This window comes from Kitasatospora sp. NPDC051170, from assembly GCF_044455705.1.
Classification (GTDB): Bacteria; Actinomycetota; Actinomycetes; order Streptomycetales; family Streptomycetaceae; genus Kitasatospora.
Map to the genome: position 1 here is coordinate 81,955 of NZ_JBITFA010000013.1, position 13,522 is coordinate 95,476.

The window sequence follows — 13,522 nt, forward strand, 5'->3', positions numbered from 1 at the left end:
GACCGTGCCCGCGGATCCGCGAGAGCGGGTTCCGTTCTTGACCGATTCACGCCCGCCGCGCCCCGGCCCCGGGATACCGTGGGGGTCGCCAGAGAACCCGGGCAGGAGAGGGTGGTTCCCGATGGCCGCCCCGGACGAGAACCCGCGCTGGGACGAACAGTTGCAGCGCCGGCTCGCACGGGGCGAGGAGACCGCGCTCGGCGAACTCTACGACCGGCTCTCGCCGATGGTGCACGGCCTGGCCGGGCGCGTCCTCGGCGACCAGGCCGCCGCCGCCCAGCTCACCCGCGAGATCTTCGCCCACGCCTGGGAGCACCCCGAGGAGTTCGACCCCGCCCAGGGCTCGATGCGCTCCTGGCTCGGCACCCTCACCCACCGCCGCGCCGTCGACCGCCTGCGGGCCGCCCGCGCCGCCGAGTTCGTCCCCTCCGGGGCGGCTCCGACGGGAACGGCCCAGACAGGAACGAGCCAGACGGGAACGACCCAGACGGGGGCGACTCCGACGGAAGCGACCGAGCGCGCCGCCGAGGAGGAGATCCGCGCCGTGGCCACCGCCGCGCGCATGCAGTACGTGGTCGACTCCCTGCCCGGGCCGCTGCGTGAGACCATCGCCGTGACGTACTACGACGGCCGCACCTACCAGGAGACGGCCCGGCTGCTCGGCATCAGCGAGCAGTCCGCCAAGCAGCGGATGCGGCTCGGGCTGGACCTGCTGGCCACCGAACTGGCCGAGGAGCGCGCCCGCCACGGCGACGACCCGGGAGACCCGGGCGGCGCGGGCGGCACGGCGCACGGCGGGCCGGGGGAAGGGCGCGGGGACGGGACGGCGAACGACGGCACGACGGGGGACGGGGGCACGTGACGAGTACCGAGGAGCAGCACGACGCCCTGCGCTCGCTGCTCGGCGCCTTCGCCCTCGGCGCCTGCCCGCCGCACGAGGCGGCCGAGTTGGAGCGGCACCTGCGCGCCTGCCCGGAGTGCGCCGCCGAGGCCGCCCGGCTGCGCGAGGCGGCCGGCTGGCTCTCCCTGGACGAGCCGCTGGACCAGCCCGGCTCGCTGCGCCAGCAGGTCCTCGACTGGTGCCTGGCCCGCCGCCCGGCCCAACTGCCCGTCCCCGCCTGGGGTGTTCCGTACACGGCGGAGACCGCCAAGCTGGACGCGCTGCTGCGCGACCTCGGCCCGCAGGAGTGGCAGGAGGTCGCCGAACTGCCCTGGCACGGCGGCACCGAGCAGCTGCGCCCGGCCGAGGTGCTCTGCCACCTGAGCGCGGTGGACGGCTACCTGGCGCTGGCCCTGGGCCTGCCCGATCCGGTGCCCGCCGCACCGGGCGCGGGCACCGTGCCCCTCCCGCTCCCCCGGGTGCCGCCGCAGGACGCGGCCGCTCCCGCCCCGTACGCGGCGCCGCGGGTGCCGCCGCAGGGCGGGCCGTACGCGGGGGTGTCCGGGCGCACGGCCCGGCTGATCGCCGACCAGGCCGGGCAGCCGCCGCAGTCGGTGCGCGCCCGGTGGCGCCGGCTCACCCACGACCTGGTGCGCAGCGCCGCGCTCGCCCCGCAGGGCAACACCCCGGTCGACCTCGGCTTCGCGGTGATGCCGCTGCGCGACGCCTTCGTGGACCGCGCCTTCGAGTGCTACGTGCACGGCGAGGACGTGGCCCGCGCGGTCGCCTACCCGTACGCGCCGCCGGCGCCGCAGCACCTGCGGCAGATGGTGGACCTGACGGTGCGGCTGCTGCCCTCGGCGCTGGCCGGGCTGCGGGCCGCCCGCCCCGAGCACGCCGGTGCCCCGGCCGCGCCGGACGAGCGGGCGCCGGGCGGGCGGCGGCTGCGGCTGGTGGTCGACGGCCCGGCGGGCGGCGAGTGGATGGTGCCGCTGGACGGCCCGCAGGCGGGGCCGCCCGCCGGGGAGCCGGTGGCGACGATGCTGATGGACGCCCTGGAGCTGTGCCAGCTGGCCGCCGCCCACCGCGACCCGGACCGGCTGCCGGTCGGCTCGCACGGGGACCGGGCCGCGGTGCGCGAGGTGCTGCACGCGCTCCCGCTGCTGTCGCGGCCCTGAGCAGCTGTAGCGGGCTCGGCCGGCTTACGCGAAGACGACGGTGCGCGTGCCGTCGAGCAGCACCCGGTGCTCGCTGTGCCACTTGACCGCGCGGGCCAGCGCCTGGCACTCGACGTCCCGGCCGAGCGCCACCAGCTGGTCGGGGCTGACGTCGTGGGTGACGCGGGCCACCTCCTGCTCGATGATCGGGCCCTCGTCGAGGTCGGCGGTGACGTAGTGGGCGGTGGCCCCGATCAGCTTCACGCCGCGGGCGTGGGCCTGGTGGTAGGGCTTGGCGCCCTTGAAGCTCGGCAGGAAGGAGTGGTGGATGTTGATCACCCGGCCGGACAGCGCCGTGCACAGCTGGTCGGAGAGCACCTGCATGTAGCGGGCGAGCACGACGAGTTCGACGTTCTCCTTGGCCACGAGGTCGAGGAGCTCCTGCTCGGCCTCGGCCTTGGTGTCCCGGGTGACCGGGATGTGGTGGAAGGGGACGCCGTAGCCCTCGGTCAGGTCGCGCAGGTCGGTGTGGTTGGAGACCACGGCGGCGATCTCCACCGGCAGGGCGCCGATCCGGGTGCGGTAGAGCAGGTCGTTCAGGCAGTGCCCGAACTTGCTGACCATCAGGACGATCCGCATCTTCTCCGTGCTCGGGTGGATCTGCCAGTCCATCCCGAAGGAGGCGCCGATCGCGGCGAAGCTGGCGCGCAGCTTGTCGGCCGTGACGGGCTCGGCGGCGGAGAAGTGCACCCGCATGAAGAACAGCCCGCTGTCCCCGTCCCCGAACTGCTGGCTGTCGATGATGTTGCAGCCGGTCATGAAGAGGTAGCTGGAGACAGCGTGGACGATGCCCTGCTTGTCGGGGCAGGACAGCGTGAGGACGTACTGGGCGCTGGCCGGCTGCTGTTCCACTGGGGGTATCCCGTCCTGAGGTCGTGGGAGATCGTCGGAGATGGCCGGAGACGGCCGGAGGAGGCGGTCGGAGTTCGGTGTGGCGCGGGTGCGCGAGCGGTCCAGCCTGTCACACCCCGGGCGGCCGGTGAGCCCGCCGCCCGTACTGCAAGACGGGTTTCAGACGGAGGTGAGGATGCGCAGCACGTCGAGGGACTTGGGGGCGGCGTCGGGGTCGTCCCCGTCGCCGAGGGCCAGGGCGACGTGGGCCTCGCGGGCGGCGCGTACGGTCTCGGGCCAGCCGGGGTGGCCGAGGTAGGCGGCGGCCGGGGCGTCCGCGCCGACCTCGTGGAGCATCTGGACGGCCCGCAGCACGGCGGTGTCCACCAGGGACGCCTCGGTGGAGTCGCGCAGGATCGAGCCGACGTACTTCTCGGCGGACCAGCGGTCCAGCCAGGTGTCCTCGACGAGCCGGTAGACGGCGTCGGTGACGTCCCCGTAGCCGTCGCGGCCGGTCAGCCAGGCTTCCTGCTGGAAGCCGGGGTCGGAGAGCATGTGCAGCGCCGAGCGCAGTCGGGCTCGCCAGCGCCACCAGGGCAGGTCGTTGAGCGGCATGCCGCCCATCGTGCTGGAGCGGTGGCCCGCGCGAGAAGGGTTTCGGGCAGACCGGTACGAAGATTCTGTGCCGACGGACATGAATGACGATCGTACGTTCCCCATCCGTTTCGTCTCCACTCGCGATCTACACGCGTTCGGAACCGGAGTTCGGCTTCCGTTTCCCAACCGTTCCGTTTTCGGCCCTCTCGGCGTGTGACGCCGGGGCTTGGGTGGTTCCGGTGCGCCGAAGGGCGCTCCAGAGAGGGAAACATCGATGACCAGCCGAAGGGACCCCCACCCGGGCCGCCGTCCCGCGAGAGCGGGGCGCTCCCGGCGCCGCCCGATCGCCGCCGCCGCGACCGCGGCGGTGCTGTTCCCCACCCTCTTCTCGGCCTCCGCGTGCGGCGGACCGGCCGATGCCTCCACCAGTGGCGACCTGACGGTGATGACCTGGGCACCGTCCGGCACCGGAACCGACCGGCCCGGCATGACCGAACTCGCCGAGGCCGTCGGCAAGGACGTCAACCTCAAGGGCGGGCTGAACGGCCACCGCCTGCGGGTGCTCACCTGCAACGAGCACAACAGCGCCGACGGCGCCAAGGCCTGCGCCCAGCAGGCCGTGGACGCCAAGGCCGTCGCCGTGATCGGCTCCTACAGCCAGTTCGGCGACGACTTCATGCCCGTGCTGGAGCGCGCCGGCATCCCGCTGATCGGCGGGTACGGGCTCTCGCAGCCCGAGTTCTCCAGCCCGCTGTCCTACCCGGTGGACGGCGGCATGCCCGCCCTGATCGGCGGCAGCGGACGCCAGCTGGTCGAGGCCGGCTGCAAGTCCATCTCGCTGGTGCGGCCGGACACCCGGGCCGGCGACAACCTGCTCGGCTACCTGGCCACCGCGCTCAAGCCGTCCGGGGTCAAGCTCCTGGACGTCAAGGCGCCCGAGCAGTCCACCGACTACGCCCAGGTCGTCCGCAAGGCGGTCGGCAAGGACGAGCAGGGCAACTGCATCACCAGCGCCCTCGCCGCCCAGCCGACCGGCAACCTGCTCGACTCCTACCGCCGGCTCGCCCCGAAGAACACCCGGATCGCCTCGGTGATCGGCAGCGTCCAGCAGTCGGTGGTCGACTCCACCGGCGGGGACAACGGCCCGCTGGCCGGCGCCATGGTCACCAGCTGGTACCCGCCGGAGTCCGCGAAGATCTGGGACGGGCTGCGCGCGGTGGTGCGCGCCGACACCACCGGCGGGCGCACCATCGACGTCTCCGACCCGGGCGTGCAGACCACCTGGGTCTCGTACGAGGTGTTCCGGGTCGTCTCGGAGAAGCTCTCGGCGGCCGGCAAGCAGGTCACCGCGAAGTCGGTGACCGCGCTGCTGGACAGCGGCGAGGGCATCGACATCGGGCTCATCCCGTCGCTGAACTGGGGCCCCACCAACATGCTGCCCAGCACCGAGTCGCCCCGGCTGGTGAACACCTGGGTCACCTACCAGGTGGTCAAGGGCGGCCGGATGACCCAGGCGCAGCCCGGCTTCGTCGACGTCCGCTGGGTGCTCACCAAGGGCCGCCCGCCGGCGTAGCGCGTGTCCGTACCGGGTGGCGGCGGGGGTCCTCTCCAGGGCCCCCGCCCTTCCTTTTCGCCTACAGGCCGCCTTCGCCTACAGGTCGCCGTCGCTGCGGGTGGGCAGGCCCGTCTGGCCCGCGACGGTGCCCCACAGCGTCGAGGCCTGCTTCTTCGCCGTGGTCGCCGTGCCGCTGGAGGCCACCGCGTTCTTGTAGTGCTGGTTGTCGGTCTTCTTGGCGTCGCAGCCGCCCTGCATGTCGCCCGCCCAGGCCGCGTACTCGTCGTCGGCCGAGGCCGAGGCCGTCCAGGCCGAGTTCAGCTGGTCGACCAGCTGCTGGCCGCCGGGCAGCTTGTCCGTCTTGAGCTGGCCGAGTTTGGTCTGCAGCTCGCGCCGCTTGCCGGCCGCCGCGGTGAGCGCCTGCTGCGACTCGGGCAGCTTGTCGCACTTCTGCACGGAGGCCACGGCGGAGACCACCGAGCTGCGGCTGTCGCTGGCCGTGCCCAGCAGGTCCGAGAGGGCCTGGGCCTGGGCCTTCACGGCCGGGTCGACGGGGGCGCCCGATCCGGTGCCGCTCACGGGGCCGGCGTGGTCACTGCTGGTGGCGGCCACCGGGGTGGTCTTCTTGTCCGGCTTCGCGTCCTCCCCGCCGCTCATCAGCACGGCGACCAGGATGCCCGCCGCCGCGCAGCCGGCCACCACGCCGCCGGCGATCAGCCTGCCGGAGGGGCGGTTCCCGCGGGCGGGCGGCTCCTCGTCCGGCTGCGCCTGCGGCGCGCGGGCGGGCTCGGGCTGGTACGCGGGCTCGGGTGCGTAGGCGGGCTCGGACCGGTAGACGGACTCCGGCTGGTACGACTGCGCCTGCTGCGGGTAGCCGGCCGGAGCCGCCGCGTAACCGCCCTGCTGGTGCGGGTCCCCGCTCGGGTACGGCGGCAGGTGCTGGGTCTCCGGCGCCGGGTCGGCCTGCGGCGCCCAGCCGCCCTGCTGCTGGACCGGCGCCCCCTGGGCCGGCGGCAGGTACCCGCCGTCGCCGAAGTACTCCGGCTGCCCGGACGGCTGCTGCCCGTACGGGCCCGGCTGTGGCTGGTGGGGCTGGTGGAACGGGGGCTGCTGGGGCTGTACGGGCTGCGGCGCCACGCCGTGCGGCGGCGTCGGCTGCGCCTGCTGCTGCCCGGGTTCGGGGCGGAACAGGTCGTCCAGGTTGAAGTCCCCCGAGTTGGGGTACGAGCGTCGCTGGCTCAACGCGATTCCTCACCTGGGCCGGACCGCGCGCTGACGGCGGACCACATCTCGTCGGTTCTTGGGAGCATCACAGTTCCTTGGACGTCGCGCCCACGCTACCGGTTCGCCTCACCGGGTGACCACGTGGGCGGGACGATCCCACACGCTCCCTGCACGGACGCCGCTCCGCCCCCGAACGCCTCCAGCCGCTCCTCCAGGTGCTCCCTCCGCAGGTCAGGCCGCCTCGGCGTCCGCCCTGGCGTGGAACTCGCGCACCACCCGCTGCTCCCGGAAGGGCTCCAGCCGGCGGCGGAACTCGTCCAGGTACTCCACGCCCCGGTTGGAGCGCAGCCCGCTCAGCAGCCGCACCGCCTGGGCGCCCGTCTCGCAGGCGCGTTCCAGGTCCCGCTGCTGGAGCTGGGCGGTGGCGAGCAGCACCAGGTCCACCGCGCGGCGGCGCACCCGGGTCGGCGGGTGCAGGTCGAGCGCGCGGCGGGCGTAGTGCTCGGCCTGGCCGGCCTGTTCCAGGTCCCGGTGGCAGTGGGCGAGTTCGTCGGCGAGGTAGGCGTCGTCGAAGTGGGCGATCCAGTCCGGGTCGTCCTCGGGGCGGCGCTTCTCCATCGCCTCCAGGGCCTTGGCGGAGACCGCCTCGCAGGAGCGGGCGTCGCCGAGCAGGGCGTGGCCGCGGGCCTCGGCGGCGTAGAACATGGCCATCGCGGTGGGGGTGGCGACGCTGCGGGCGCCCTCCTGGGCGGCGCGGGCGAGTTGGGCGATCTCCCGGGGGTTGCCGAGGGTGGCGGCGAGGTGGCTCATGGAGGCGGCGAGCACGTAGCCGCCGTAGCCGCGGTCGTCGGCTGCCTGGGCGAGGCGCAGCGCCTGGATGTAGTAGCGCTGGGCGAGGCCCGGCTGGCCGGTGTCCACCGCCATGTAGCCGGCCAGTTCGGTCAACCGGGCGACGGCGGCGAAGAGTTGGCGGCCGGTCTCCTCGCGGTAGGCGCCGCCGAGCAGGCCGGAGACCACGGAGTTGAGGTAGTGGACGACGACCGGGCGCACGTGGCCGCTGCCGAAGCGGTGGTCGAGGTCGACGAGCATGTCGGTGGTGGCCTTGATCGCGGCCACGTCGGTCGGGCCGACGCGGGGCCCCCCGGCGCGGGCGACCATCGGGTCGGGCGGGGTGATGAGCCAGTCGCGGCTGGGCTCGACGAGGGCGGAGGCGGCGACCGTCGCACCGGTGAGGAAGTCGCGGCGGCCGACGTCGCTGCGCCACAGTTCGCAGACCTGCTCCAGGGCGGCGCCCAGCGTGGGTGCGAACTGGAGTCCTATGCCGGAGCTGAGGTTCTTGCCGTCGGCCATGCCGATCTCCTCGACCGACACGCTGCGGCCGAGCTTGCGTCCCAGGGCCTCGGCGATCACGGCCGGGGCCTGCCCGCGCGGCTGCTGGCCGCGCAGCCAGCGGGCGACGGAGGTCTTGTCGTAGCGCAGGTCCAGGCCGTGTTCGGCACCGCAGAGGTTGACCCTGCGGGCGAGACCGGCGTTGGAGCAACTGGCCTCCTGGATCAGTTGCTGCAGACGCTCGTTGGGCTGTCGTGCGACGAGTGGTCTCGCGGCCATCTGGACTTCGCCTCCCCACACCCTCCGGCCCGGCCGGTGGGCGACGATTCTGCTGATCTGTTGCCGACTGTCCGACCGTCAAAGGAATCTGACACCAGGTTAGCGATCAGCAACGCCAGCGGGATACCCACGGTGACGAACCGCACCCCCCACGCGCCCTGGTGAATGCCCCTGTGCGCCCCCACTGCGCCCACCCCCGCCCGCACGAACTCGGTCGAGTAACCGGATCGGGTGACATTGGCGGGATGCGGCCGACCGGGGGCCGCCGGGCCGTAACCAGCCTCACACACGGTAGTTGAGCAGCGCGTGGACGACATCCCCGACTCCCCCGCCCGACGCGAGAACGCCGGCCTGCCCCCGCTGCTGACCGAAGCCGTCAGCTACGCCGAGAACCGCCACTGGGAGGTCACCCCGGGCGCCTGGATCGTCGACGGAGACGGGCCCGCCCACTGCTCCTGCGGCGATCTGCGCTGCGCGCTGCCGGGCGCCCACCCGCTGGACGCGGACTGGGCCCGCAAGGCGAGCGCGGGCCCCGGCGCGGTGCGGCGCTGGTGGACCGAGCGGCCCCGGGCGTCGATCCTGCTGCCCACCGGCCGCTCCTTCGACGTCCTGGACGTGCCGGAGACGGCCGGCTGCCTGGCGCTGGCGCGGATGGAGCGGATGGACCTCCAGCTCGGCCCGGTCGTGGTCCTGCCCTCCTCCCCCGGCCGGGCCGGCCGGCGGCTGCACTTCCTGGTGCTGCCCGGGGTCGCGGCGAAGCTGCCGGAGATGCTGCGCAAGCTCGGCTGGCCGACCGGCCGGCTGGACCTGGTCGCCCGCGGCGAGGGGGACTGGACGGTCGCCCCGCCCTCGCGGATCGGCTCCACCGGCTACGTCCAGTGGGCGCGCTCGCCCTCCGAGTCCAACCGCTGGCTGCCGGACGCCGCCGAGCTGATCAGCCCGCTGGCGTACGCCTGCGGCCGCGAGGCGCCCGCGCAGCGGCCGCAGGCGGCCGCCCAGCCGGCGGCGGTCTGAGTCCCCCGAGCGGACGTCCTGCGCCTATCCGGGTGAGGGCGTGCCCGGTGCGACACCACGCGCCGCGACTGACGGGCCCCGCCTCCCACCGGAGGCGGGGCCCGTCACACGCATGTGCGGATAAGGCCGGGAGATACCCGCTGGTCAGAGGGGGAAAGCCGCCCGTACGAGTGACCGTGCTCAAGGATTGCCATGATCGGCCGAGGGGAGGAATGGCGGTGTGTGGGGACGCCGGAGGGGCGCTCGGACGGGGAAGCCGGGCGCGGCGGTGGAGGGGATCGGAGGGGACCGGGAGGGAACGGGGGACGGGGAGGACGGAAGGGCCCGCCGCACGTGGGGGTACTCCCAGCCGGAGGCCGGGAGGAGAGCGGCGGGCCCTTCCATGTCTTCCGGAAATCCGGCTTCCGGAAGACCGTCAGGCCTGGGCGACGAACACGTGCTGGGCGATGTCCTTGCCCAGCTCCGCCGCGTTCTCCCCGCTGCCGACCAGCACGCCGCCCACGCCGGTGCTCACCCGCACCGTGGAGCCCGGGCGCACCCCGGCCCGGCGCAGCGCGCTCATCAGCTCGGCGTCCGTCTGGATCGGCTCGCCGATCCGGCGCACGACCACGCTGGCGCCCTCCTCGCCCGGCCGGACGGTGTCCAGCGTGACGAGCGCGGCGTCGAAGCCCTCGCCCTCGGCCTTGGTGTCGCCGAGCTCGTCCAGGCCCGGGATCGGGTTGCCGTACGGGGACTGGGTGGGGTGGCCGAGCATGGCGAGCACCTTGCGCTCGACCGTCTCGCTCATCACGTGCTCCCAGCGGCAGGCCTCCTCGTGCACCTGCTCCCACTCGAGCCCGATCACGTCGACCAGCAGGCACTCGGCGATGCGGTGCTTGCGCATCACCCGCACCGCGAGCCGGCGCCCCTCCTCGGTGAGTTCGAGGTGGCGGTCGCCCGCGACCCGCAGCAGGCCGTCGCGTTCCATCCGGCCCACCGTCTGGCTGACCGTGGGGCCGCTCTGTTCCAGGCGTTCGGCGATGCGGGCGCGCATCGGAACGATGCCTTCCTCCTCCAGCTCCAGGATGGTGCGCAGGTACATCTCAGTGGTGTCGATCAGCCCAGACATCGCCGCTGGCTCCCGTTCCTCGGTGTCCTCACCGCCAATTCTGACGTACCGCGGCGACAACCGGGCCCGCCCGGTCCGGCGGGGGGCCGTTTCACCGGCTGTTGACAGCGGTGCCGCCGGGAAGCCACGGTGCTCGCCGTACCTTTCTCCACCGGCGCCCGGGCCCTCCCGCGCGCCCCACCCGGCCGGCTCCCCCACCGGCAGAGAGCGAAGGCAGCAGATGAACGACCTGGTCGGCCGGTACTTCGACGCCGCGATCGCCCACCTCCAGCGGGTCCGCGAGGAGGAGGCCGACACCATCGAGGCCGCCGCCGCGCTGCTGGCGGAGGCGGTCGCCGAGGGCCGCCGGGTGTTCACCTTCGGTGCCGGTCACTCCTCGCTGCCGGCCCAGGACGTGGTGTACCGGGCGGGCGGGCTGGTGCCGGTCAACCTGCTGAACGTGCCGGGCACGGCCGGGGTGACGACGATGCCCGCGCCGCTGTCCAGCGCCCTGGAGCGGGTGTCCGGGCTGGCGACCACCACGCTGGACCTCACCCCGGCCACCGCCGGGGACCTGCTGTTCGTGATCTCGCTCTCCGGCCGCCAGGTCATGCCCGTGGAGCTGGCCCGCTACGCCCGTGACCGGGGGCTCCGGGTCGTCGGGCTGACCTCGCTGGCGTACCCGGAGGCGGTGCCCTCCGCGCACCCCTCGGGCACGTACCTGAAGGACAACTGCGACGTGGTGCTGGACAGCAAGATCGCGCCCGGCGACGCCGAGCTGAGCCACCCCGGCGCGGGCACCGGCTTCGGCCCGGTCTCCACGATCGTGACCAGCGCGATCATGCAGGCCGTGGTCGCCTCCGCGGTCGGCCGCCTCGCCGACCGCGCGGTGGCCGGGGAGCGCCCGGCCCCGCCGCTGTTCCGCTCCGGCAACGTCCCCGGCGGCACCGAGTGGAACGCCGAGCAGATGTCCGAGAACGCCGGACGCGTCTACTACAGCTACTGAGCCGCGGCCCGGACCTCCGGACCGGCACCGGCGGCCCCGCACTCGGGCGCGGGCGCCGGTCCGGGCCCGAACTCCCGGGCGGCGACGCGGAGCACCGCGATCAGCGCCAGCAGCATCAGGGCGCCGTGGGCCGGCATCGACAGGTACGGGGACACCGGGGGCGCGATGAACTTGAGGTAGCTGCCGAAGGAGGCCAGCTGCACCAGCACCGGCAGGTACCAGAGCTGCCGGGGCCGGTGGAAGGCGAGCAGCACGCTGAGCACGTCCGCGACGTAGAAGTAGCGCTCGTGCATGGACGGCAGCAGGAACGGCACCGCGATCGCGAAGACGGTGGCCGGCAGCAGGACGGCGCCGGCCGCGTCCACCCCGCCGCCCCCGCCCGGCCGACCCGCCCGGCCCGCCCGGCCCGGCCCGGCCGACCGGTCCTCGGCGCCGCGTACCGCCCGGACGGCCAGCGCGACCAGCGCCAGCACCAGGGCGCCCGCGACCAGGACGCCCGCCTTGCGCACCGGGTCCTCCTCGCCGGAGGGCACCGAGACGAACTGGTAGACGGAGGGCGCGTTGAGCGTGAGGTCCTGGTACGTGCCCGTCTGCCGCAGGTACACCGTCAGCAGGTGCCAGGGGTCGGCGCCGAGCAGGATCGCGGGCAGGTCGAGCGCCACGTAGACGGCCGGGACGGCCAGCAGGCTCCGCCAGGTCAGCCGCCGGGTCAGCACGGCGACGAGCAGCAGCGGGAACAGGAAGACCGCCTGGAGCTTGAAGGCCAGGGCCAGCCCGAAGAAGGAGCAGGCCCACCAGGAGCGGCCGCGCATCAGGTGGAAGACGCCGCCCAGCAGGAAGGCGGTGAAGATCGCGTCGGCCTGGCCCCACCAGCCGCTGTTGGTCACGACCGTGGGCAGGAACAGCACGGTCGCCGCCGCCGCGAACGGCCGCCCGGGCCGGCGCGGCCGCCGAAGCGCCGCGATCCGGTAGGCGTAGGAGGCCAGCAGCAGGTCGAAGAGGATCGACGCGCCCTTGACGGCGGTCATCCCCGGAACCGGCAGGTAGGAGAGCGCGGCCATCAGGTACAGGTAGGGGACGTTGTAGTCCGAGAAGTCGGCGCCGCCGAGGGCGTGGAACCCGCCGTTGTCCTCGAGGTAGCGGTACCAGGGGCCGAGGAAGTAGTACCAGTCCGGCGACTCGTACGGCAGCAGCAGCGCCCGTACGAGGAGCGCGGCCGACACCAGTGACATCCCCCACAGGACCCATTCCGCCCGGGGCCGCTCCGCCCCGGGCCGTTCGGCCTCGGCCGATGCCTCCACGGACTCGCCCCCCGCGTTCATGTCCCACCCGTTCCGATTGAATGACAGTACTTCCCGTCGTTCGACGGCCAACAGTCCCCCTCGGTTCACGCACCACGGCCGCCCGCCCGCCGTCACGCGGAGTACCGGACGAATCACCGCGCCATCCAGGCCAATTGCGCACGGCCCCCGGCATGCCCAGGCGTACCGCGCGGCCGCCCGGGGCAGGAGAGCGGTGCGACCGGAGCGACGGGTGGGGGCCGAGCATGGCGTCTGGGGCTGGACGGGCCGGATGGGTGGGCGAGCACGAACTCCTGCCGGACTTCTTCCGGGCGGCCGACGCGGCCTCGCTGCACGGGCAGCGCCGCTCGGTGCTGCTCTCCGCCTGGGAGCTGGTCCTGCTGGTGGCCGCCGCCGCGACCGGCTCGGCCGACGGCGAGCCCTGGGCCTGGCCGGCCGCCGTCGCTTACCTGGGGGCGATCGTCCTCGCGGTGGTGATCAGCCGGCAGAACCCGCAGGGCCTCTGGTACGAGGGCCGGGCCGCCGCCGAGTCCGTGAAGACCCTCGCCTGGAAGTACGCGGTGCGGGCCGACGCCTACCGGCCGCCGCCGCGCGCCCTGCCCGACGCGGAGGGCCTGTACCGCTTCCAGCTCGAGCGCGTGCTCGAGGCGTTCCGGGGCAGCCGGGCGATGCCCGAACCCGGCTCCGATCCGGCCGGGATCACCGAGGGCATGCGGACGCTGCGCGGGCAGCCCCTCGCGGTGCGCCGCGAGGTGTACCTGCGCGAGCGCATCCGGGTGCAGCACGACTGGTACCGCTCCAAGTCCCGCTACTGCGCCCGCGCCGGGCACTGGGCCGGGGTGCTGGGCGTGCTGCTGCCCGCGCTGGGCCTGGTGCTGGCCCTGGCCCGGGCGCTGGGGGCGTACACCTACGACGCGCTGGGCACCGTCTCGGCGGTGGCCGCCTCGGTGACGGCCTGGGCGCAGCTGCGCCAGTACCGCCCGCTGGCCGCCGCGTACGGCCTCGCGGCGGACGAGCTGGAACTGATCAGACGCCAACTGGAGGCGCTGGACCTGGAATCGCCGGAGGCCGAGGAGCTCTGGGCGCGCCTGGCCCGGGACGCGGAGGACGCCGTCTCCCGCGAGCACACCACCTGGCAGGCCCGCCGGGAGGTCCGCACCACCACCGAACGGGAACACTGAGGAGGCGAGCGCGTGGCGTTA

The 13,522-nt window shown here is 74.1% G+C and carries 12 protein-coding genes; 6 read left to right on the plus strand and 6 right to left on the minus strand.

The window, feature by feature from the left end; all coding sequences use genetic code 11:
• Window positions 1–121: 121 nt before the first annotated feature.
• Together ACIBCA_RS25740 and ACIBCA_RS25745 are read left to right on the plus strand one after the other, a co-directional pair.
• Window positions 122–862, plus strand: coding sequence for a sigma-70 family RNA polymerase sigma factor (locus tag ACIBCA_RS25740; protein ID WP_396285357.1), 741 nt, complete (start codon window positions 122–124; stop codon window positions 860–862).
• A complete protein-coding gene (locus ACIBCA_RS25745; RefSeq protein WP_396285358.1) occupies window positions 859–2,058 on the plus strand; it encodes a zf-HC2 domain-containing protein in 1,200 nt (399 codons plus the stop codon). Before ACIBCA_RS25740 ends, ACIBCA_RS25745 begins: the two co-directional genes overlap by 4 nt.
• Window positions 2,059–2,082: 24 nt before the next feature.
• On the opposite strand, the gene purU is transcribed toward ACIBCA_RS25745, so the two are convergent.
• Together purU and ACIBCA_RS25755 are read right to left on the minus strand one after the other, a co-directional pair.
• Window positions 2,083–2,949, minus strand: a complete 867-nt coding sequence (gene purU, locus ACIBCA_RS25750; protein ID WP_396285359.1) for a formyltetrahydrofolate deformylase — start codon at window positions 2,947–2,949, stop codon at window positions 2,083–2,085.
• 159 nt (window positions 2,950–3,108) lie between these two features.
• Window positions 3,109–3,624, minus strand: a complete 516-nt coding sequence (locus ACIBCA_RS25755; protein ID WP_396285360.1) for a hypothetical protein — start codon at window positions 3,622–3,624, stop codon at window positions 3,109–3,111.
• 175 nt (window positions 3,625–3,799) lie between these two features.
• Between ACIBCA_RS25755 and ACIBCA_RS25760 the strand changes: the two genes are divergently transcribed.
• Window positions 3,800–5,098 carry an ABC transporter substrate-binding protein gene (locus ACIBCA_RS25760; protein ID WP_396285361.1) on the plus strand — a complete coding sequence of 433 codons (1,299 nt, stop codon included), beginning with the start codon at window positions 3,800–3,802 and terminating at the stop codon, window positions 5,096–5,098.
• 78 nt (window positions 5,099–5,176) lie between these two features.
• Here ACIBCA_RS25760 and ACIBCA_RS25765 read toward each other — a convergent pair whose 3' ends face one another.
• A complete protein-coding gene (locus tag ACIBCA_RS25765) occupies window positions 5,177–6,322 on the minus strand; it encodes a hypothetical protein (RefSeq protein WP_396285362.1) in 1,146 nt (381 codons plus the stop codon).
• Between the two features lie 213 nt (window positions 6,323–6,535).
• Window positions 6,536–7,912 carry a transcriptional regulator gene (locus ACIBCA_RS25770; protein WP_396285363.1) on the minus strand — a complete coding sequence of 459 codons (1,377 nt, stop codon included), beginning with the start codon at window positions 7,910–7,912 and terminating at the stop codon, window positions 6,536–6,538.
• A 306-nt stretch (window positions 7,913–8,218) separates the two neighbouring features.
• Here ACIBCA_RS25770 and ACIBCA_RS25775 point away from each other — a divergent pair, with 306 nt between their 5' ends.
• The gene (locus ACIBCA_RS25775; RefSeq protein ID WP_396285364.1) at window positions 8,219–8,926 is read left to right on the plus strand and encodes a bifunctional DNA primase/polymerase; all 708 of its coding nucleotides are present in this window, start codon (window positions 8,219–8,221) and stop codon (window positions 8,924–8,926) included.
• 415 nt (window positions 8,927–9,341) lie between these two features.
• Here ACIBCA_RS25775 and ACIBCA_RS25780 read toward each other — a convergent pair whose 3' ends face one another.
• Window positions 9,342–10,034, minus strand: coding sequence for a metal-dependent transcriptional regulator (locus ACIBCA_RS25780; RefSeq protein WP_396285365.1), 693 nt, complete (start codon window positions 10,032–10,034; stop codon window positions 9,342–9,344).
• Between the two features lie 220 nt (window positions 10,035–10,254).
• On the opposite strand from ACIBCA_RS25780, the gene ACIBCA_RS25785 reads away from it, so the two are divergent.
• Window positions 10,255–11,019: a sugar isomerase domain-containing protein gene (locus tag ACIBCA_RS25785; protein WP_396285366.1), complete on the plus strand. Its 765-nt coding sequence runs from the start codon at window positions 10,255–10,257 to the stop codon at window positions 11,017–11,019.
• On the opposite strand, the gene ACIBCA_RS25790 is transcribed toward ACIBCA_RS25785, so the two are convergent.
• Window positions 11,013–12,242: a glycosyltransferase 87 family protein gene (locus ACIBCA_RS25790; RefSeq protein WP_396285367.1), complete on the minus strand. Its 1,230-nt coding sequence runs from the start codon at window positions 12,240–12,242 to the stop codon at window positions 11,013–11,015. The genes ACIBCA_RS25785 and ACIBCA_RS25790 overlap by 7 nt on opposite strands.
• A gap of 323 nt (window positions 12,243–12,565) precedes the next feature.
• Here ACIBCA_RS25790 and ACIBCA_RS25795 point away from each other — a divergent pair, with 323 nt between their 5' ends.
• Window positions 12,566–13,501 carry a DUF4231 domain-containing protein gene (locus ACIBCA_RS25795; RefSeq protein WP_396285368.1) on the plus strand — a complete coding sequence of 312 codons (936 nt, stop codon included), beginning with the start codon at window positions 12,566–12,568 and terminating at the stop codon, window positions 13,499–13,501.
• Window positions 13,502–13,522: the final 21 nt, after the last annotated feature.